We start from the raw sequence: 19,326 nt of genomic DNA, 5'->3' as shown, positions 1-19,326 counted from the left end.
GAAAGAAGGGACCCGGCCCGTTGGCGCAGGGATATCGAGGGCGCCGGACCGATGACGGGCACGACATGACGATCCCTCCCGACACGCAGAGGGGGCGCCGGCTCGCGCTTCCGCCGGCGTTCTCGCCGGTGGTGCTGCCGTTCGATTCCGACGGCGCATTCGCCCATGCCTGCCGCATCGCCGCCGACATGCCGGACGGGGCCGCGCCGCTGGTCTGGGCCGGCCCGGCCGAGACCTTCGACATCGCCGTGGTGCTGGTGCCGGAGGAGCCCCTGCGCACGGCCCGCAGGGCGTTCCTTGCCGGCATGGTCGCCCTGGCGGCGGCGGTGGGCGCCCATGCGCCGCCCGAGATGCCCGTGGAGATCGCCTGGCCCGACACCCTGCTTTTCGACGGCGCCCGCATCGGCGGTGGCCGCCTCGCCTGGCCGCCGGGCTGCGGCGAGGACGAGGTGCCCGATTGGCTGGTGGTCTCCGGCATGCTGATCGTGTCCAAGGCCTATGCCGGCGACCCCGGCCTGACCCCGGCCTCGACGTCCCTGGACGAGCAGGGGTTCGGCCACGACGACCAGGAGAGCCTGGTGGAGGGCTTTGCGCGCAACCTCATGAAGACATTCGAGGTCTGGGCCGAGGACGGGTTCGATGCGGTGGGGCGTCGCTACCTCGCTCATCTGCCGGCCGGAAAGGGGGACGTGCGACTCGCGCTGACCGAGACCGGCGACCTGTCGGACGGAACGACCAGGCCACTGATGCCCGCTCTGGCGGTGCCGGCCTGGCTCGATCCGGCGACGGGCCGGGTGCGCCTGTGAGCGGCCTCAAGCTGCCGCGCACCCTGCGGCTCGACCCCTCCGACACCTTCGTCTTCGAGCGTCCGGCCGAACCCGGCGAATGGGCGGTCACCGGCTCGTTCCTGTTCTTCGACGTCGCCCCCGAGACGCTGGCACCGAAGGCGCGGGCGGCCTTCCGCTCCGGCTTCGTCGGCGTCGCGTCGCTTGGGTTCTCGACCCTGGTCGTGGTGTCCGAGGCCACGGAGGGCGAGCGCGACGCGGCGGTCTCGGCGCTGGCGCGGCACATCCACGACACCCTCGGTGCCCCCGACCTCGCGACCGCCGAGGCGGCGGCCCGCGAGGAGATCGAGACCGCCGCCTCCCTGTGCGCGCCCGCCGTCGGTACGGTGCTCGCCCTGCATCGCACCAGCGAGGACGGTGGGATCCGCGAGCGGTTCCGCACCCTCAACGCCCGGCCGCCGGGCCTGCCCGGTGCCGACCGAATGCACGCGCACGCCCGTGCGTTCACCTTCGTCGAGACCGACGACGAGCTCGAGGAGGTCGCCGACCTGATCGGGCTGATGGAGAATCCTGCACGATGACCGAGTTCTGGGTCTCCAGCGGCCATCACCTGGCCGGACGGACGGAGGGCGGCGGGCTCGCCGTCACCGACGAACTGCTGCTCGCCTATCTCGCGCGTCCCGAACTCCTGCCGCCGGAAGAGGCCTGCGAGGCCGAGCGCGACCTTCACGCCAGGCTGATGGAAGCGCCGCGTCTCGCGGTTCCTCCCCGGGCGGTGGCCGCGATGGCCGATGCCGACGCCCGCGAGAACTGGGAGATGATGCTCGCCTTCCGTGACCGGCTCCTGGCGGCGCGCTCCGTGGAGGCCGCCTACCTCGATCTCGTGCGCAACGGCCTGCGCGGCACGCCGCCGATCTTCCTCAATCAGCTCGTCCACCTCATCCTTCGCAACGCCCTCGACGGCTGCGAGGACCCCTACGTCCTGAGGGCGGCCGAGCTGTTCTTCCGGCCGCAGAAGGTCTCGCTGCACGAGGGCCGGGTTCTCCTGGCCGATGCCGAGGTGATCGAGGCGCGCGAGAGCACCAACGCCGCCTCGCCGCTGGTGGCGATGCTCGGCAAGGAGCCGGCGAACGAGCTCGACGTCATGGTCGACGACAACGCCTGGACCTACTGGAGCCGGTCGGACGCCTTCACCATGGCGCTCGATCTCGGTACCAACCCTCGGAGCCGCGACGGCCTCGCCCGCGCCATCGAGGCCTGGATCGGCCATCTCCTCCATGCGGGCGTAACGGTATCGCCGATTCCGACGATGGAGGATGCCGACTGGCGCTGGTTCGTCGGCCTCGACGCCGAGGCCACCCGGATCGGCAACGCCCTGTGGAACGGGCAGGCCCTCGACGCCGAGACCGGCCGCCGGGTGCTCGCCCTGTTCAGCCTCGTCTTCGAGGACGCCGCCCGGGTCGCCCCCCAGGTCGGCGACCGGCCGGTCTACCTGATCCTAGCGATGGGCGGCGACGGGCGGTTGACCCTCAAGCCGCAGAACCTCGTCGCCGGCCTGCCCCTCATCCAACCCGCCGAGGTCCTATGATGGAGACCGCTTCGCCGGTATCCGCCGGTTCGCCCGAACACCGCTTCGCGGTCGGCATCATCGTGGTCCGGCGCAAGCTGAAGGGCATCTGGGCGAGCCATGCCTGGCTCCCCGTGGCCGCCCTGCCGGCGATCCCCGCCACCGCCCCCTGGACCCGGCTGGCGGTGAGCGAGGAGGAGGAGACCTTCTATGCCGGCGCCTACGAGGTCGCCCTGCACCCGAGCGAGACCTCGCACTACCGGGACAACCTCGTTTCCGGTCGCCCGTCGCTGTGGGTGGCGCTGCGGCAGGTCGCAGAGGATTCCTACGAGGTCGCGGCCGTCACGGCCGACCCCTACGAGGGAGAATCCATGGCCGAGGGTATCGGCGAAGTGGTCGAGGCCGTGCCGATGCCGGCCGAGATCCAAGCCAAGCTCGCACAGTTCTTCGAGGCCTTCCACGTCGAGCGGGTGTTCCACAAGCGCAAGCGCGACCGCGCCGACCCGGAGGCCCTGGCCCGCCAGGACACCGGGCGCCGTCGCAAGGGAGACACCTGATGGCCGGGGACGATTTCCTGTCGCGCTGGTCCCGCCGCAAGCGCGAGATCGTGCGCGAGGAGTTGCCGCCCGAGCTCCCGACGCCCGACTCGTCGGAGCGCGAGGCGCCGCCCGGGCCGGGAGACGAACCGCTTGCCGCGGCATCTGCCGATGACGAGGCCCATGCCGGCATTGGTGACATGGGCGACATGGCCGGCATCGACGAAGACGCCGTCGCCGCGCTGCCGTCCCTCGATTCGCTGACCGCCGACTCCGACCTCGCGCCGTTCCTCAAGGCCGGGGTGCCGCAGGTCCTGCGCAACGCGGCGATGCGCCGGATGTGGTCCCTCGATCCCGGCATCCGCGACTACCTCGGCGAGGCGCGCGAATACGCCTTCGACTGGCACATCCCCGGCGCGGTGCCGGGCACCGGGCCGATGCTGCCGACCGACGACATTGCCGGGATGGTCCGGCAGATCTTCGCAGGGTCTAAGCCCCGCGTCGAGGTGGAGGCCGAGGCCGAAGTCGAGGTTCTCCCGAACGACGCCGACGCAGACGCGGTATCGCCGGTGGATGCGGACGCGCCCGTGCAAACGACGCCGGCGGCGATCGCGCCTCCCGCGCCGCCGCCCGCGATGGAGCCGGAGCGTCCGGGGCCCGAGCTCGCCTCGCAGCGGGAGCCCGAGCGGGAGAAAGGCCCGTCCCAGGCCCGGCTGCGGCGCCATGGCGGAGCTTTGCCGATTTGATCCATTAAAAACTAGATTGCGGGCGTCTCAAACGGCATTAAGATGGCCTGCATACAAGGGCGGCATCGGCGGGTACGGCCGAGGCGCGGGGACGGACATGCGTTCGGGTGACACGGTGCAGGACAGGGTGGGCGACGTCGCCGGCCGTGATGCCGCGTTCGGCGTCATCGGCGACGTGAGCCCGGTGATCGACGAGATCGATCGGTCCCGCGCCGATCAGTACGACCTCCTCGCCGTGCTGCTCGGGCGCTCCCCGTCTCCCGACCTGCTCTCGGCGCTCGCCGGCCTGCGGGGCGACGCGACGCCCCTCGGGCGTGCGGTGACGGATCTCGCCAAGGCGGCGGGAGAGGCCGACCTCAGGGCCGTTCAGCGCGAGTACTTCGATCTCTTCGTCGGCGTCGGGCGCGGGGAACTCGTCCCCTTCGCGTCCTACTACCTCACCGGGTTCCTGAACGAGCGGCCGCTCGCCCGCCTGCGCGAGGATCTCCGTCGCCTCGGCGTCGAGCCGACCGGGGGCATGAGCGAGCCCGAGGACCACATCGCCATCGTGATGGAGATCATGGCGGGCCTGTGCGGCGGACGGCTCGGTGACGAGGCCGGTGCGGACCGGGACTTCTTCGCCCGCCACGTCGAACCGTGGGCGGCCCGCTTCTTCCGCGACGTCGCGCAGGCGCAGGCGTCGCGTTTCTACCGCGCCGTGGGCACCCTCGGCGCCACCTACATCGACATCGAAGCGGAGGCCTTCGGCCTCGACGGCGCGTCGTGACCCCGTCACGCGTGCCCGACCGGATGGATTTTGGAGCGACGGACATGGACGAAGACCGCAAGGGCGCGCTCGGGCGCCGCCAGTTCTTCCGGGCCCTCGGCGGTGGCTCCGTCGCGGTCGCCGCAGCGGCCGTCGGCCAGCCGATGATGGCCACGCCCGCCCAGGCCTACGACCCGGGGACGGAGGAGACCAAGGCCCGCTATCGCGAGAGCGACGAGGTCAAGGCCTTCTACCGGACCAACGGCTACGAGACATTGAAGAAGTAGAGGGCGCCATGCTGATCAAGCGCAAGACCGGCGGCCAGGGCCGCGCACAACCCGAACTCTCCGCCGCCCCCGCCGCCGTCGATCGCCGCACCTTCCTGCGCCGCTCCGGCCTCGTCGCCGGCGGCCTCGCCGCGGCCGGCTCGCTCCAGCTCGGCGCCGTGCGCAAGGCACAGGCCGCCGGCTCGTCGGTGAGCGGCCCCGAGGTGGCGATCAAGAAGAACATCTGCACCCACTGCTCGGTGGGCTGCACGGTGACGGCCGAGGTGGTCAACGGCGTCTGGGTCGGCCAGGAGCCGTCCTATGCCAGCCCGATCAACCGCGGCACCCATTGCGCCAAGGGCGCGGCCCTTCGCGAACTTGTGTCGAGCGACCGCCGGCTCAAGTACCCGATGAAGATCGTCAACGGCGAGTGGACCCGCATCTCCTGGCAGCAGGCGATCGACGAGATCGGCGACAAGGTCACCGCCTTGCGCGAGACCCACGGATCGGATTCCGTCTACTGGCTCGGCTCGGCCAAGTTCACCAACGAGGCGGCCTACATCTTCCGCAAGCTCGGCGCCTTCGCCGGCACCAACTCGGTCGACCACCAGGCCCGCATCTGCCACTCGACCACGGTGGCGGGCGTCGCCAACACCTGGGGCTACGGCGCCCAGACCAATTCCTACAACGACATCCGCAACGCCAAGACCATGATCATCCTCGGCGGCAACCCGGCCGAGGCGCACCCGATCTCCATGCAGCACGTGCTGTCGGGCAAGGAGATCAACCGCGCCAACATGATCGTCATCGATCCGCGCTTCACCCGCACGGCCGCGCACGCCACCGACTACGTGCGCATCCGCTCGGGCACCGACATCCCGGTGGTCTGGGGTATCCTCTGGCATGTGTTCGAGAACGGCTGGGAGGACAAGGAATTCATCCGGCAGCGCGTCTACGCCATGGAGGACGTCCGCAAGGAGGTCGCCAAATGGACGCCCGACGAGGTCGAGCGGGTCTCCGGCGTGCCCGGCGAGCAGCTCAAGCGCGTCGCCAAGATGTTCGCCACCGAGAAGCCCTCGACGCTGATCTGGTGCATGGGCGCCACCCAGCACACGGTGGGCACCGCCAACGTGCGGGCGCTGTGCATCCTGTGCCTGGCCACCGGCAACATCGGCAAGCCGGGGACCGGCGCGAACATCTTCCGCGGCCATACCAACGTGCAGGGCGCCACCGATCTCGGCCTCGATGTCACGACGCTGCCGCTCTACTACGGCCTCGTCGAGGGCGCCTGGAAGCACTGGGCCCGCGTGTGGGACGTGGAATACGACTGGCTGCAGTCCCGTTTCGATGAAGTCCCCGCCAAGGGCGGCCGCAAGGCCAAGACCCGCAAGGACAGCATGGAAACGCCGGGCATGACCTCGACCCGGTGGTTCGACGGCGTCAACCTGCCCGAAGAGCAGATCGACCAGCGCAGCACCATCAAGGCGATGATGGTGTTCGGCCACGGCGGCAACACCGTCACCCGCCTGCCCGAGGCGATCGAGGGCCTGACCAAGCTCGACCTCCTGGTCGTGGCCGATCCGCACCCCACCACCTTCGCGGCCCTGAACGCCCGCAAGGAGAACACATACCTGCTGCCGATCTGCACCTCCCTGGAGATGGACGGCAGCCGCACCGCCTCGAACCGCTCGATCCAGTGGGGCGAGCAGATCGTGAAGCCCGCCTTCGAGTCGAAGAGCGACTACGAGGTGATCTACCTCCTGTCGAAGAAGCTCGGTTTCGCCGACAAGATGTTCAAGAACATCAAGGTCGAGAACGACGCTCCGGTCGCCGAGGACATCCTGCGCGAGATCAACCGCGGTGGATGGTCGACGGGCTATTGCGGCCAGAGCCCCGAGCGGCTGAAGGCGCACATGCGCAACCAGCACAAGTTCGATCTCGTCACCCTGCGTGCGCCCAAGGACGACCCGGAGGTCGGCGGCGACTACTACGGCCTGCCCTGGCCGTGCTGGGGCAAGCCCGAGCTCAAGCACCCGGGCACGCACATCCTCTACAACACCAACCTCCACATCAAGGAAGGCGGCGGCACGTTCCGCGCACGCTTCGGCGTGGAGCGCAACGGCCAGACCCTGCTGGCCGAGGATTCGTTCGCGAAGGGCTCCGACCTGACGGACGGCTACCCCGAGTTCACGATGGCCGTGTTCAAGAAGCTCGGCTGGGACAAGGACCTGACGGCGGCGGAGATGGCGAGCATCACCAAGACGGGTGGTGCCAACATCGATGCCGTGAGCTGGGCCACCGATCTCTCGGGCGGCATCCAGCGGGTCTGCCTCGACCACGGCGTGACGCCCTACGGAAACGGCAAGGCACGGGCGAACGCCTGGAACCTGCCCGACCCGGTGCCCGTCCACCGCGAGCCGATCTACACGCCGCGTCCCGACCTCGTGGCGAAGTACCCGACCCGTCCCGACGAGCGCCAGCTGCGCATGCCCAACATCGGCTTCTCGGTGCAGAAGGCGGCGGTGGACAAGAACATCGCCAAGGACTTCCCGATCATCCTCACCTCCGGGCGCCTCGTGGAATACGAGGGCGGCGGCGAGGAAACCCGGTCGAACCCGTGGCTGGCCGAACTGCAACAGGACATGTTCGTCGAGGTGAACACCACCGATGCCGCCGATCGCGGGATCAAGGACGGTCAGTTCGTCTGGGTCACGGGGCCCGAAAACGGTGTCAAGTCGAAGATGAAGGCCCTGGTGACCGACCGCGTCGGCAAGGGCGTGGCCTTCATGCCGTTCCACTTCTCCGGGTGGTACCAGGGCGAGGACATGCGCCGGTTCTACCCCACCGGGACCGATCCGGTCGTGCTCGGCGAGAGCTCGAACAACGGCACGACCTATGGCTACGATCCTGTGACGGGCATGCAGGAAACGAAGTGTACCCTGTGTCAGATCCGGGCCGCGTGAGGAGAGACCACTATGGCTCGCATGAAATTCCTGTGTGATGCGGACCGCTGCATCGAGTGCAACGCCTGCGTCACGGCCTGCAAGAACGAGCACGAGGTGCCCTGGGGCATCAACCGTCGCCGCGTCGTCACCCTGAACGACGGCAAGCCGGGCGAACGCTCGGTCTCGATGGCGTGCATGCATTGCACCGACGCACCCTGCGCCGCCGTCTGCCCGGTGAACTGCTTCTACACCACGGCCGATGCCGTGGTGTTGCACTCCAAGGACCTGTGCATCGGCTGCGGGTATTGCTTCTACGCCTGCCCGTTCGGCGCGCCGCAGTATCCGCGGGTCGGCAACTTCGGTTCGCGCGGCAAGATGGACAAGTGCACCTATTGCGCCGGCGGCCCGGAAGCGGATTTCTCGACGATCGAATACGAGAAGTACGGCTCCAACCGGCTTGCCGAAGGCAAGCTGCCGCTCTGCGCCGAGATGTGCTCGACCAAGGCCCTGCTTGCCGGCGATGGCGAGATGATCGCCCAGATCTACAAGGAGCGGGTGATCAAGCGCGGCTACGGCTCGGGTGCCTGGGGCTGGAAGACCGCCTACCGCGAGACCGTGGCGATCTGATCGCGAAACGAGCCCGAGCGGGCCAACTGTCGAGAGGGGAACGCCGATGCGGCGGGGATTGACGCTTTTCAGGACGATCGTCGTGGCTGCAGCTCTCGCCGCGTCCGCGCCGGCGATGGCGCAGCAGACGAAGGACGGCCTCAACCCGACCGGGCAGAACCCGACGGCGGATTCGGTCAACGAGGAGTTCCTGTTCAAGCAGGACCCCAAGATCGTCGGCCGCGTCACGATCCCGGACGGCAAGGCCGCGAGCCTGATCCAGCCCCAGGGTCGAGACTACCGTGCGTTCCGCGAGAGCTGGCTGCCCTGGATCGGCGGGCTCGCCGTGCTCGGGGCCATCGCCCTGCTCGCCGGCTTCTACCTCTGGCGAGGCCGGATCAAGCTCGAGCGGGGCCCCGATTCCGGCAAGAAGATCCTGCGCTTCGGCACCTTCGAGCGGGTGACGCACTGGATGACGTCGAGCTGCTTCATCATCCTGTCCCTGTCGGGCCTGAACTACATCTTCGGCAAGCGTTTGCTCGCCCCGGTGATCGGGCCGGACGCCTTCGCGGTGGTGTCGCAATACGCGAAATACGCGCACATCTATCTCGCCTGGCCGTTCATGCTCGGCATCGCGCTGATGTTCGTGGTCTGGCTGAAGGACAACATCCCCAACCGGATCGACTGGCACTGGATCAAGGCCGGCGGCGGCCTCATCGGTAACGGCCATCCCCACGCCGAACGGTTCAACGCCGGCCAGAAGATGGTGTTCTGGATGGTGGTGGGCTTCGGCACGGCGATGAGCGTGACCGGCCTGATGATGATCTTCCCCTTCGTGCTCACGGACATCACCGGCATGCAGGTGATGCAGGTGGTCCACTCGCTGATCGGCGTCGTCTTCATCGCCGGCATCCTGGCCCACATCTACATCGGCAGCGTCGGCATGGAGGGCGCCTACGATGCCATGGGCAGCGGCAAGGTCGATCTCGGCTGGGCCCGGTCGCACCACGACCTCTGGGTCGAGAAGGAAATCGGCAAGGTCGACCACGGTACGCGCCGGCCGGTGCGTCCGGTCCCCGCAGAATAGACGGCGTGCCGGGGCGTCCCGCCCCGGCCGCGAGCAGGCTATGCGAGCCCGGCCCCGGCCCGGTTCGGTGAGAGAGGGTGACATGAAAGCGTTTGCCGTGGCCGTGATCGCCGCGATCGGTTTGGGCCTGGCGGCCGCCTACGTCATGGATAGCAACCGGGTGCTCGCCTACCAGGCGTTCTCCACGTCCGGTGCGCGCGTCTCGCATCCCGGTACGAACCTCGTCGGTCCCCAGTGGTCCGGCGACACCCCGATGCCGTCGGGTCACAAGCCCCACGGCGCCTGATCCGAGCAGCGCCGGGCGCGTCCGTCACGATGCCGCGGCCATCGCCTCGAACACGAGGGCGTGGCGTCCGGCCAGGGCATCGATGTCGGTGGTGTAGCCGCCGCCGATGACGGCGACGAGCGGGATGCGGCGCCGCCGAACCTCTCGAACGACATAACCGTCGCGGCGGGCCAGCCCCTCGTCGCTGAGCGAGAGACGACCGAGGCGGTCGTCCCGGTGCGAATCGACGCCTGCGTTGTAGAACACGAGGTCGGGGGCGAGCCGGTCGAGGAGGTCCGGCAAGCAGCCCGTCAGGACCGACAGGTAGCCGGCATCGTCGATGCCGTCCGGGAGTCCGATATCGCGGTCGCCGGGAATCTTGCAGATCGGGTAGTTCTTCTCCCCGTGCACGGAGAGGGTGAACAGGTCCGGCGAGCGGCCGAGGCAGTCGGCCGTGCCGTCGCCCTGGTGCACGTCGAGGTCCACGACCAACGCCCGCGCGATCGATCCGTCTGCCTGGAGGGCGCGGGCCGCCACCGCCACGTCGTTGAACACGCAGAAGCCCGCCCCGCTTTCGCGGCGGGCGTGATGGCTGCCGCCGGCGGCGCTGCCGGCGAGCCCGCCCGCAAGCGCGAGCCGCGCGGCGGCGAGCGTTCCCCCCGCCGACGCGCAGGCACGGGCGACGACGCCGGCATCCACCGGCAATCCGATCTCCCGTTCGACGGCCGGAGGCAGGCGAAGGCCGAGGGCGGCCTCGACATAGGCTCGCTCGTGGGCCAGCGCGAGGAGGTCGGGGCCGGCCGGTTCCGGGCGGACGAATCCGTTCGGGACGAGGCCCTTCGCGGTCAGCACCTCGGCGAGGCGTCCGTACTTGCGCATCGGAAAACGGTGACCGGGCGGCAGGACCGCCTCGTAGGCGGGATGGAACACGATGGGAGGCGGCATCAGGCCGCCGGGTCCGTCAGGTCCGCGACGATGCGCGCGGCCAACGCCGATCCGCTGTCGAAGGCAGCCTCGATGCGCGGCCCGAGGCACCAGTCGCCGCAAGCGCCGAGGCGCAGCGCGGGGTCGTAGAGGCAGTCCTGGCCGATCGCGGTCTCCACGAGGGCGTAGCGCCAGCGATGGGCGCTCGCAAAGGTGGGCGTGAGCGGCCTGCCGAGGCGCTCGGCCAGCGCGTCGAGCAGCCGCCCGGTCACGGACTCTCGGGTCTCCTCCAGGTGCCGGCGCGACCACTCGGGACCGGCATGGACCAGGAGGCGCGTACCCGCCGCCCGCCCGGGGCGCGACTCCTCGCGGACGATGGCGGCGATGGCGCCCTCGGCAAAACGGCGATCGGCCTCGGGAAACGGTGCCGGGCCGTCGAGGGCGACCATCAGGGACCAGCACGGCGCGTAGGCCGCCGACTCCGGCCCGGTGAGGGTGAGACCGCTTGCGTCGATGAGGCGCGTCGTCTGGACGGATGGAAATCCGATCGCCACGGCCGAGAAGGTTTCCGCGACGGCGCCTTCGGCGACCGACACGCGCCAGCCCGCGGGTTCGCGAACCAACGACGTCACCGTGACTCCGGTGCGGACGTCGAGACCGACAAGGAGGTCGCGCACCGGCGCCGTCATGGCGGGGGTCCCGACGTAGCGGTCGTGCCCGCCCCAGGGGGCGACGACACCGCGCGCCAGCCAGTCCGCCACCTGCGCCCGGAAAGCCGGACCGCGGGCGCGCAGGAACTGGGCGCCGTGATCGAACGAGAGGTCGCTGTCCGCCACCCGCCGGGTCGCCATCCGTCCCCCGACCCCGCGGCCCTTGTCGAGGACGACGACGGTGAAGCCGGCCCGGGTCAGGGCCCGCGCCGCAGCCGCGCCGGAGATCCCGGCCCCCAGGACCGCCACGCGCATTCCCATCCCCGCCTCCGACCGCCGCCGCGGCCTTTGTCATACGGTTGAAACAGGCCGGCTGTTAGGCCCCCTCGCCAGTGGTACGGCGCCTCACCGGCGATCCCTGCCGGAGGAGGAGACGGCGATGACGGGCAGTGTCGAGGCCGGCGAGGTCGAGATCGGCATGGTCGTCGCCCTGTCGCTGTGTGCGCTGCTCACCCTCGTCAACCTCGTCAGCCTGGCAATGGCGGCCCGGCGCCTCGGCCGATCCGACGGGCGTTCGACCTTCCCGGTCGGAGCGCCGGTTTCCCTGGTGCGGCCCGTCTGCGGGATCGAGGCCTTCAGCGAGGAGATGCTGACGCGCGGGTTCAAGCTCGACTATCCCGATTACGAGCTGATCTTCTGCGTCGCCGATGCCGACGATCCGATCGTGCCGCTGCTGCATCGCCTGATGGCGGCCCATCCGCGGGTACCGTCCCGGCTCATCGTCGGCGACGAGCGGGCGAGCGACAACCCCAAGCTCAACAACTGCGTGCGCGGCTGGGAGGCGGCCCGGCACGAGTGGGTGGTGCTGGCCGATTCCAACGTGCTGATGCCGCCGGACTACCTGCAGCGGCTCCAGGCCTCCTGGCGGGAGGACACCGGCCTCGTCTGCTCGACCCCGGTGGGGGCGCGGCCGCACGGATTCTGCGCCGAGCTCGAATGCGCCTTCCTCAACACCCTGCAGGCGCGCTGGCAATATGCCGGCGAGAGCGTCGGTCTCGGCTTCGCCCAGGGCAAGAGCATGCTGTGGAACAAGCCGTTCCTGGAGGCCCACGGCGGCATCCGGGCACTGGCGGCCGAGATCGCCGAGGACGCCGCGGCGACCAAGCTCGTGCGCGCGGCCGGAAAGCGGGTCCACCTCGTCGCCTCGCCGTTCGAGCAGCCCCTCGGGCGGCGGTCCTTCGGGGAGATCTGGTCGCGCCAGCAGCGCTGGGCGCGGCTGCGGCGTGTCACCTTCCCGCTGTTCTTCGCCCCGGAGATCGGCACCGGGCCGCTGCTGCCGTTCACCCTCGCCGTCGCCATCGTGCCGACGCCCGAGGTGGCCGGTGCGGTCCTCGGCATGGCGGCGGCCTGGTATGCCGGCGAGTACGCCCTCGCCGCCCGTGCGGGCTGGTATCGCCGGCCGCGGACGATCCTCGCCTTCCTCGTGCGCGATGCGGTATTCCCGGCGATCTGGGCCAGCGCCTGGATGCAGAGCGCCATCGTCTGGCGCGGCAACACCATGGACATCCGCGCCAAGGAGCCGGGCCGCCTGCGCGCGGGCGAGAGCGCCGCCTGACGCCCCGTTGATCCGGCAGCGATCTTGCGAGACCTTCAGGCAGACCGGATCCGGTCGATTGAGGGTGACGGAATGGCAAGCGCGGGACCCGGCCTCGACAAGAGCCTCAACGCCTTTCACCTCTGGGGCATCGCCGTCGGCCTCGTCATCTCCGGCGAGTATTTTGGCTGGAGCTACGGCTGGGCCAGTGCCGGCACCCTCGGCTTCCTCGTCACCACCACCGTCATCGCGGCGATGTACGTCGCCTTCATCTTCAGCTTCACCGAACTCACGACCGCGATCCCGCAGGCGGGCGGCCCGTTCGCCTACAGCTACCGCGCCTTCGGCCCCACCGGCGGCTGCATCGCAGGCTTTGCGACGCTGATCGAGTTCGTGTTCGCGCCGCCCGCCATCGCGCTGGCCATCGGCGCCTACCTCAACGTTCAGTTTCCCGGTCTCGACCCGAAGCACGCGGCGCTCGGCGCCTACCTCCTGTTCATGACCCTCAACATCGTCGGCGTTCAGATCGCGGCGACCTTCGAACTGTTCGTGACCATCCTGGCGGTGGGCGAACTCCTCGTGTTCATGGGCGTCGTCGCCCCCGCCTTCACCTGGTCGAACTTCGCGGTGGACGGTTGGGCCGGCAGCAGCACGTTCGGATGGCCGGCCATCGGCGGCATGCTGGCGGCGATCCCCTTCGCCATCTGGTTCTTCCTCGCCATCGAAGGCGTCGCCATGGCCGCCGAGGAGGCCAAGGACCCCAAGCGCACCATCCCCATCGCCTACATCACCGGGGTGCTGACCCTGACCGTGCTGGCCTTCGGGGTGATGATCTTCGCGGGCGGGGCGGGCGACTGGAAGGCCCTGAGCAACCTCAACGACCCGCTTCCCCAGGCGATGAAGGGCGTGGTGGGCGAATCGAGCGGCTGGCTGCACATGCTGGTCTGGCTCGGCCTGTTCGGCCTCGTGGCCTCCTTCCACGGCATCATCATGGGCTACTCGCGCCAGATCTTCGCGCTCGCGCGCGCCGGGTACCTGCCGCGGGTGCTGGCCACCGTGCATCCGCGCTTCCAGACGCCCCATATCGCCACCCTGGTCGGGGGCGCCATCGGCATCGCGGCGATCTACAGCGACAACCTCGTCGTCATCGCAGGCCAGTCGCTCACCGCCAGCATCGTCACCATGGCGGTGTTCGGGGCGCTCGTGATGTACGGAATGAGCATGGCGAGCCTGTTCAAGCTGCGCCGCTCCGAGCCGACCCTCGCCCGTCCCTATCGCGCGCCGTTCTATCCGGCCGCACCCGCCTTCGCGCTCGCCATGGCGGGCGTCTGCTTCGTCGCCCTCGTCGTGTTCAATCCGGTGATCTTCGCGATCTTCGCCGCGACCATGGCGGTGGCGGTGATCGCCTCGCGCGTCCTGGGAAGGAGCACGGTGTCCGCGCCGGCATTCGACCCGGCGATCTGACCGGGCCGGATGCGACATCGACGCATCCGCTAGTGGCATTCGACGTCGCGACGAAGTCGCCCACCCTGGCCATCCGACGGCAAACCCCCTAAATGCGGGCGAACGGGCCGCGGTCCGGCAAAAGCTCGGGACCGACCTCGTCCGCCCCTCGGGGAGATGGCGTGGCCCCCCGGCGGAGGCGGACGCCGACGATATGAACTTTGCGGGACAGCAGAAAACGCTTGCCGACGCTAAGACGGTGGAAACGCCGGTCGTCGCGGACCCTGCCGCCCCGGCCAACCCGCGCAGCCGCTTCGGAGGCCGCTATGCGTGGCTCGGAACCGCCGCCAGCATAGGGATCTTCGCAGCCTCGATCTTCGTCGTCTGGAAACTCGCCCAGACCGTCACCTGGGCGGAACTCCATGCCGCCTTCACGGCCGCGACGCCGGGGCAACTCGGCCTCGCCTTCCTGTTCGTGGCGATCAGCTACCTGTTTTTGACCTGCTACGACGCGTTGGCGCTGCGCCAGCTCCAGCTGAAGGTGCCCTACCGCACCACCGCGCTCGCCTCCTTCACGAGCTACGCCGTCAGCTTCACCCTCGGTTTCCCCCTCCTGACCGCGGGGACGATCCGCTACTGGATCTACTCCGAGCGCGGTCTCAGCCCGGCCAAGATCGCGGCCCTCACGGTGATCGCCGGCTTCACCTTCTGGCTCGGGATGGGCGTGGTGCTCGGCCTCAGCCTGATCGTCGAGGCCGGGCAGCTGGCGGCCCTCACGCTGACCAGCATCCGGATCAACCAGGCGGTCGGGCTGGCCGCCCTCGTCGCCGTGGTGAGCTATCTCGCCTGGGTCTCGTTCAAGCGGCGCAGCGTCAAGGTGAAGGGCTGGCGCCTCGAGCTTCCGGGGGCGTCGGTGTCGCTCAGCCAGATGATCGTCGGCATCGGCGACGTCTGCGCGGCGGCGGCCACCCTTTACGTCCTGCTGCCGGCGGACCTGAACTTCGGCTTCACCACCTTCCTGGCGATCTACGTACTCGCTGCGATGCTGGGCATCGCTTCGAACGCCCCCGGGGGCCTCGGCGTGTTCGAGGCGACGATTCTCATCGCCCTGTCGAGCCTGCCGCGCGACCAGGTGCTGGGCGCGCTGCTGCTGTTCCGGGTCTGCTACTACCTCGTTCCCTTCGCCATCGCCCTGGCGGCGCTCGGGGCCTACGAGTTCCTGCGCCGCGCCCGGCGCGCGCGGGCCGCCGCCTGACGGGGCCGTCGCCGCGGCCTCGCGCGGGTCCGGCGACCAAGCCCACGGATGTCTCGACGAAGGCCTGCCGAAGGAGGACCGAGCCATGGCCCGTGGCGCCCGCAGATCCGCCTGGACCGGTGCCGGTGTAGCCGTCGCGGTTCTGACCGGCGCCGGATGGACGAGGGGAAGCCTCGACGCCGGGGACGTCGCCGCTGCGGTGCTCGCCGTCGCAGTGGGCGGCCTCATCGGAGGACTGCGGCGATCCCCCGTGGTCGCGCCGCCCGAGTCCACCGCCGCCGAGCGGCATTCGATCGCCGAGGCCCTGCTCGCGAACATCCCCGATCCGGTCATCCTGGTCGATCGCCGTTCGGTGGTGATCGAGGTCAACCCCGCCGCCCGCGCCCTGCTGCCGACCCTCAAGCTGCGCCACCCGCTCTCCTTCGCCCTGCGGGCGCCCGAGATCCTCGACGGAATCGAGGAGGTGCTGCGCACTGGCCAGCCGCTCAAGACCCTCTACGCCACCCGCGTGCCGACGGAACGGGCCTTCGAAGTCCAGATCGGCGCCCTGCCGATGCCGGACGGGCCGATGGGGGGGCAGCCCAACGTGGTGCTGTTCCTGCGCGACCTCACCTCGGCGCGACGCCTGGAGGCGATGCGCGTCGATTTCGTCGCCAACGCCAGCCACGAACTGCGCACGCCGCTGGCCTCCCTGCTGGGCTTCATCGAGACCCTGCAGGGGCCGGCGCGTGCCGATGCGCCGGCTCGGGAGCGGTTTCTCGGCATCATGAAGACGCAGGCACTGCGGATGACGCGGTTGATCGACGACCTGTTGTCGCTGTCGCGGATCGAGCTGCGCGAGCACGTCGCCCCGACCCAGGACGTCGACCTCGGCCAGATCGTGCGGCAGATGGTCGACACGCAGGGGCCGCTCGCCCGCGACCGCGGCGTCGCGCTGGCCGTCTCGGCGCCCGATGCGCCCTATCCCATCCTCGGGGACCGCGACGAACTCCTGAGGGTCGTCGAGAACCTCGTGGAGAACGCCGTGAAATACGGCGGCGGCGGAACCGTCACCATCGCGCTCGGCCGCGAGACGCCGGCCAACCCGAGGAAGCCGCGGATCGTCCTGGAGGTGCGCGACGAAGGGCCGGGTATCGCGCCGGAACACATCCCGCGCCTCACCGAACGGTTCTACCGGGTCGACGTCGCCTCGAGCCGCGCCCAGGGTGGGACCGGACTGGGGCTCGCCATCGTCAAGCACATCGTCAACCGCCACCGCGGGCGGCTCGTCATCGAGAGTGCGCCGGGCAAGGGCACCAGCGTGCGCGCCCTGCTGCCCGAGCATGGCAGCGAGACCCTGCACTGACGGCATCCGCACCGGCGCGGCACCATATGAACGGCATGATCAACCCTCCCTCCGCCGACCCGTCTTCGCCCGAGCGTGCCATCGTCGTGGCCGTCGAGGGCATGACCTGCGCGTCCTGCGTCGGTCGGGTCGAGCGGGCGATCGCGGCCGTTCCCGGCGTCTCGGCGGTGTCGGTCAACCTCGCCACGTCGCGTGCCAGCCTGCGCATCGCTACCGATGGTGCCGTCGCCGGGGTGATCGAGGCGATCGATCAGGCGGGCTATCGCGTCCCGCCGGGCGAGACCACGGTGGCGGTCGGGGGCATGACCTGCGCCTCCTGCGTCGGCCGCGTCGAGCGGGCGCTCGCCGCCGTCCCGGGCGTCACATCGGCCTCGGTCAATCTCGCCACGGGCCGCGCCACCGTCCACCACCCCGAAGGCGTGGTGACGCGCCGGGATCTCGAAGGCGCGATCGAGGCCGCGGGCTACGAACCCGGACCCGTCACCTCGGATGCGCGGACGCTGCAGGCGGTGCGCCAGGAAGCCGAGGCGTCGAGCCTGCGCCGCGACGTCGCCGTGGCCCTCGCCCTGTCGCTGCCGGTGGTCGCCCTCGACATGGGCGGGCACCTGGTGCCGGGGCTGGGACAAGCCCTGCATCATGGGCTAGGCCTGCGCGGGCTCGGGCTGATCGAGGGCGCCTTCGCGACCCTGGTCCTGGCCGGGCCGGGCCGGCGATTCTTCGCCCTCGGCATCCCGGCGCTCCTGCGCGGGCATCCCGACATGAACGCCCTCGTCGCCCTCGGGGCGGGGGCGGCCTACCTCTACTCGGCGGTCGCGACCCTGGCCCCTTCGATCCTGCCGCCCGGAACGGCGCACCTCTACTTCGAGGCCGCCGTTCTCATCGTCACGCTGATCCTGGTCGGGCGCAGTCTCGAGGCCCGGGCGCGCGGGCGGACGAGTTCGGCCATCGCCCGCCTCGTCGACCTTTCGCCCAAGACCGCGCGGCGCCTGGCGGGCGGGACGGAAACGGACGTCGCAGTGGCGGAGCTGCGCGTCGGCGACGTCGTGCGCATGCGCCCCGGCGAGCGTATCGCCGTCGACGGCACCGTGGTGGCCGGATCGAGCTTCGTCGACGAGAGCATGGTCACCGGCGAGCCCGCACCGCGTCTGCGCGAGGCCGGCGCGGCGGTGGTCGGCGGCACGCTCAACGGGCGCGGCAGCCTCGACGTCAGGGTCGATACCGTGGGGAGCGACACGCTGCTCGCGCGGATCGTGGCGATGGTGGAGGCGGCGCAGGGCGCCAAGCTGCCGATCCAGGCCATGGTCGACCGGGTGACGGCCCGGTTCGTGCCGGCGGTGATGCTGGCATCCGCCGCGACCTTCCTCGCCTGGCTCGCCTTCGGCCCGAGCCCCGCGCTGGGGTTCGCCCTCGTCAACGCCATCGCCGTCCTCATCATCGCCTGCCCCTGCGCCATGGGCCTGGCCACCCCGACCTCGATCATGGTCGGGACGGGACGGGCTGCCGAATCGGGCGTGCTGTTCCGGAACGGCACCGCCCTGCAGGCCCTGCGCGACGTGACGGTCGTGGCCTTCGACAAGACCGGGACGCTCACCCTCGGCCAGCCGACCCTGACCGACCTCGCGGCGGCCCCCGGCGTCTCGCCCGATGCCGTCCTGGCCTTGGCGGCAAGCCTCGAGGCCCATTCCGAGCACCCGATCGGGCGGGCGCTGGCGAAGGCCGCCGAGGCCAAGGGCCTGGCCCTCGGCGAGGTCGAGGGGTTCGAGGCGGTGCCCGGCCACGGCGTTGCCGGGCGGATCGGCGGCCGAACGGTGGCGGTGGGATCGCGTCGCTACATGGATCGGCTCGTCATCCCCATCGCGGCGATGGCGGAGGAGGCCGAGCGCCTGGAGGCCGGCGGACGTAGCCCGCTGCACGTGGCCGTGGACGGCCGCCTCGCCGCCGTGTTCGCGGTGTCCGATCCGGTCCGGCCGGAAGCGGCGGCCGCGGTGGCCGCGCTCAAGGGGCAAGGCCTCGTCGTCGCGATGATCACCGGCGACGATGGCGCCACGGCTAAGCGCATCGCCACCGCCCTCGGCATCGCGCACGTCGAGGCGCAGGTCCTGCCGGAGGGCAAGGTCGATGCGTTGCGCCGCCTGCGTGGCGCCCACGGACCCATCGCCTTCGTCGGCGACGGCATCAACGACGCCCCGGCCCTGGCCGAGGCCGATGTCGGGATCGCCATCGGCACCGGCACCGACATCGCCGTGGAGAGCGCCGACGTGGTGCTGATGTCCGGCGACGTCTCGGGCGTCGTCACCGCCCTGGCCCTGTCGCGTGCCGTCATGCGCAACATCGGCCAGAACCTGTTCTGGGCCTTCGCCTACAACGTCGCGCTGATCCCGGTGGCGGCCGGAGCGCTGTTTCCCTTCGGCGGCCCGCTCCTCTCTCCGGTCCTGGCCGCGGCCGCCATGGCCCTGTCGAGCGTCTTCGTGCTGGCCAATGCCCTGCGCCTGCGTCGCGCCGGCGTTGGAGGGGGGTGAATCACGCGGATTGGCCCCTTGCTTGCTGCACCGGCCTGCGCCTTCATG

Annotated in this window: 18 protein-coding genes; 16 read left to right on the top strand and 2 right to left on the bottom strand. The window is 70.4% G+C overall.

What is annotated here, in order from left to right; genetic code table 11:
• Nucleotides 1-65 precede the first annotated feature (65 nt).
• From ASG40_RS08700 to ASG40_RS08650, 11 genes are all read left to right on the top strand, one after another.
• On the top strand, nt 66-806 hold the full coding sequence (locus ASG40_RS08700; RefSeq protein WP_055883704.1) for a biotin/lipoate--protein ligase family protein: 741 nt from the start codon (nt 66-68) through the stop codon (nt 804-806).
• The gene (locus tag ASG40_RS08695; protein WP_055883701.1) at nt 803-1,366 is read left to right on the top strand and encodes a DUF6505 family protein; all 564 of its coding nucleotides are present in this window, start codon (nt 803-805) and stop codon (nt 1,364-1,366) included. The genes ASG40_RS08700 and ASG40_RS08695 overlap by 4 nt, the downstream gene beginning before the upstream one ends.
• Entirely contained in the window at nt 1,363-2,373 is a 1,011-nt protein-coding gene (locus ASG40_RS08690) for a DUF6352 family protein (protein WP_055883698.1), read from the top strand. The genes ASG40_RS08695 and ASG40_RS08690 overlap by 4 nt, the downstream gene beginning before the upstream one ends.
• The gene (locus ASG40_RS08685) at nt 2,373-2,909 is read left to right on the top strand and encodes a DUF3305 domain-containing protein (protein ID WP_055883694.1); all 537 of its coding nucleotides are present in this window, start codon (nt 2,373-2,375) and stop codon (nt 2,907-2,909) included. Before ASG40_RS08690 ends, ASG40_RS08685 begins: the two co-directional genes overlap by 1 nt.
• Nucleotides 2,909-3,634: a DUF3306 domain-containing protein gene (locus tag ASG40_RS21655; protein WP_055883691.1), complete on the top strand. Its 726-nt coding sequence runs from the start codon at nt 2,909-2,911 to the stop codon at nt 3,632-3,634. Before ASG40_RS08685 ends, ASG40_RS21655 begins: the two co-directional genes overlap by 1 nt.
• A gap of 97 nt (nt 3,635-3,731) precedes the next feature.
• A complete protein-coding gene (locus tag ASG40_RS08675; RefSeq protein WP_082523980.1) occupies nt 3,732-4,400 on the top strand; it encodes a TorD/DmsD family molecular chaperone in 669 nt (222 codons plus the stop codon).
• Nucleotides 4,401-4,444: 44 nt separating this feature from the next.
• Nucleotides 4,445-4,666, top strand: coding sequence for a hypothetical protein (locus ASG40_RS08670; RefSeq protein WP_055883688.1), 222 nt, complete (start codon nt 4,445-4,447; stop codon nt 4,664-4,666).
• 8 nt (nt 4,667-4,674) lie between these two features.
• Entirely contained in the window at nt 4,675-7,608 is a 2,934-nt protein-coding gene (locus ASG40_RS08665; protein ID WP_055883685.1) for a formate dehydrogenase subunit alpha, read from the top strand.
• Nucleotides 7,609-7,620: 12 nt separating this feature from the next.
• Nucleotides 7,621-8,217: a formate dehydrogenase FDH3 subunit beta gene (gene fdh3B / locus ASG40_RS08660; protein ID WP_055883683.1), complete on the top strand. Its 597-nt coding sequence runs from the start codon at nt 7,621-7,623 to the stop codon at nt 8,215-8,217.
• 46 nt (nt 8,218-8,263) lie between these two features.
• Nucleotides 8,264-9,283 carry a formate dehydrogenase subunit gamma gene (locus tag ASG40_RS08655; RefSeq protein WP_055883680.1) on the top strand — a complete coding sequence of 340 codons (1,020 nt, stop codon included), beginning with the start codon at nt 8,264-8,266 and terminating at the stop codon, nt 9,281-9,283.
• Between the two features lie 82 nt (nt 9,284-9,365).
• Entirely contained in the window at nt 9,366-9,569 is a 204-nt protein-coding gene (locus ASG40_RS08650; RefSeq protein ID WP_055883678.1) for a hypothetical protein, read from the top strand.
• 24 nt (nt 9,570-9,593) lie between these two features.
• Here the strand turns inward: ASG40_RS08650 and ASG40_RS08645 are convergent, their stop codons facing one another.
• Together ASG40_RS08645 and ASG40_RS08640 are read right to left on the bottom strand one after the other, a co-directional pair.
• Nucleotides 9,594-10,493 carry a histone deacetylase family protein gene (locus ASG40_RS08645; RefSeq protein ID WP_055883676.1) on the bottom strand — a complete coding sequence of 300 codons (900 nt, stop codon included), beginning with the start codon at nt 10,491-10,493 and terminating at the stop codon, nt 9,594-9,596.
• Nucleotides 10,493-11,437 carry an NAD(P)/FAD-dependent oxidoreductase gene (locus tag ASG40_RS08640; RefSeq protein ID WP_244480571.1) on the bottom strand — a complete coding sequence of 315 codons (945 nt, stop codon included), beginning with the start codon at nt 11,435-11,437 and terminating at the stop codon, nt 10,493-10,495. The genes ASG40_RS08645 and ASG40_RS08640 overlap by 1 nt, the downstream gene beginning before the upstream one ends.
• A 124-nt stretch (nt 11,438-11,561) precedes the next feature.
• Between ASG40_RS08640 and ASG40_RS08635 the strand changes: the two genes are divergently transcribed.
• The 5 genes from ASG40_RS08635 (at nt 11,562) to ASG40_RS08615 (ending at nt 19,278) form a co-directional block, all read left to right on the top strand.
• Nucleotides 11,562-12,737 (top strand): ceramide glucosyltransferase, encoded by a 1,176-nt coding sequence (locus tag ASG40_RS08635; RefSeq protein WP_055883670.1) that lies wholly within the window; start codon nt 11,562-11,564, stop codon nt 12,735-12,737.
• 72 nt (nt 12,738-12,809) lie between these two features.
• Complete coding sequence (gene eat, locus ASG40_RS08630) at nt 12,810-14,180, top strand: ethanolamine permease (RefSeq protein WP_055883667.1); 1,371 nt, start codon at nt 12,810-12,812, stop codon at nt 14,178-14,180.
• A gap of 193 nt (nt 14,181-14,373) precedes the next feature.
• Complete coding sequence (locus ASG40_RS08625) at nt 14,374-15,414, top strand: lysylphosphatidylglycerol synthase domain-containing protein (protein ID WP_056285034.1); 1,041 nt, start codon at nt 14,374-14,376, stop codon at nt 15,412-15,414.
• A gap of 85 nt (nt 15,415-15,499) precedes the next feature.
• Nucleotides 15,500-16,759: an ATP-binding protein gene (locus ASG40_RS08620; RefSeq protein WP_055883662.1), complete on the top strand. Its 1,260-nt coding sequence runs from the start codon at nt 15,500-15,502 to the stop codon at nt 16,757-16,759.
• A gap of 26 nt (nt 16,760-16,785) precedes the next feature.
• The gene (locus tag ASG40_RS08615) at nt 16,786-19,278 is read left to right on the top strand and encodes a heavy metal translocating P-type ATPase (protein ID WP_055883660.1); all 2,493 of its coding nucleotides are present in this window, start codon (nt 16,786-16,788) and stop codon (nt 19,276-19,278) included.
• Nucleotides 19,279-19,326 lie beyond the last annotated feature (48 nt).

It is taken from the genome of Methylobacterium sp. Leaf399 (genome assembly GCF_001424525.1).
Classification (GTDB): Bacteria; Pseudomonadota; Alphaproteobacteria; order Rhizobiales; family Beijerinckiaceae; genus Methylobacterium.
The sequence above is the reverse complement of the archived record's forward strand: the minus strand, read 5'-3'. Positions and strand labels throughout refer to the sequence as shown.

Bases quoted from the DNA above. Each gene is read 5' to 3' on its own strand.
- ASG40_RS21655 (WP_055883691.1), top strand. From the start codon at position 2,909: ATGGCCGGGGACGATTTCCTGTCGCGCTGGTCCCGCCGCAAGCGCGAG.
- ASG40_RS08645 (WP_055883676.1), bottom strand. From the start codon at position 10,493: ATGCCGCCTCCCATCGTGTTCCATCCCGCCTACGAGGCGGTCCTGCCG.
- fdh3B (WP_055883683.1), top strand. From the start codon at position 7,621: ATGGCTCGCATGAAATTCCTGTGTGATGCGGACCGCTGCATCGAGTGC.
- ASG40_RS08670 (WP_055883688.1), top strand. From the start codon at position 4,445: ATGGACGAAGACCGCAAGGGCGCGCTCGGGCGCCGCCAGTTCTTCCGG.
- ASG40_RS08690 (WP_055883698.1), top strand. From the start codon at position 1,363: ATGACCGAGTTCTGGGTCTCCAGCGGCCATCACCTGGCCGGACGGACG.
- ASG40_RS08615 (WP_055883660.1), top strand. From the start codon at position 16,786: ATGAACGGCATGATCAACCCTCCCTCCGCCGACCCGTCTTCGCCCGAG.
- ASG40_RS08665 (WP_055883685.1), top strand. From the start codon at position 4,675: ATGCTGATCAAGCGCAAGACCGGCGGCCAGGGCCGCGCACAACCCGAA.
- ASG40_RS08640 (WP_244480571.1), bottom strand. From the start codon at position 11,437: ATGCGCGTGGCGGTCCTGGGGGCCGGGATCTCCGGCGCGGCTGCGGCG.
- eat (WP_055883667.1), top strand. From the start codon at position 12,810: ATGGCAAGCGCGGGACCCGGCCTCGACAAGAGCCTCAACGCCTTTCAC.
- ASG40_RS08675 (WP_082523980.1), top strand. From the start codon at position 3,732: ATGCGTTCGGGTGACACGGTGCAGGACAGGGTGGGCGACGTCGCCGGC.
- ASG40_RS08685 (WP_055883694.1), top strand. From the start codon at position 2,373: ATGGAGACCGCTTCGCCGGTATCCGCCGGTTCGCCCGAACACCGCTTC.
- ASG40_RS08650 (WP_055883678.1), top strand. From the start codon at position 9,366: ATGAAAGCGTTTGCCGTGGCCGTGATCGCCGCGATCGGTTTGGGCCTG.
- ASG40_RS08635 (WP_055883670.1), top strand. From the start codon at position 11,562: ATGACGGGCAGTGTCGAGGCCGGCGAGGTCGAGATCGGCATGGTCGTC.
- ASG40_RS08625 (WP_056285034.1), top strand. From the start codon at position 14,374: ATGAACTTTGCGGGACAGCAGAAAACGCTTGCCGACGCTAAGACGGTG.
- ASG40_RS08620 (WP_055883662.1), top strand. From the start codon at position 15,500: ATGGCCCGTGGCGCCCGCAGATCCGCCTGGACCGGTGCCGGTGTAGCC.
- ASG40_RS08700 (WP_055883704.1), top strand. From the start codon at position 66: ATGACGATCCCTCCCGACACGCAGAGGGGGCGCCGGCTCGCGCTTCCG.
- ASG40_RS08655 (WP_055883680.1), top strand. From the start codon at position 8,264: ATGCGGCGGGGATTGACGCTTTTCAGGACGATCGTCGTGGCTGCAGCT.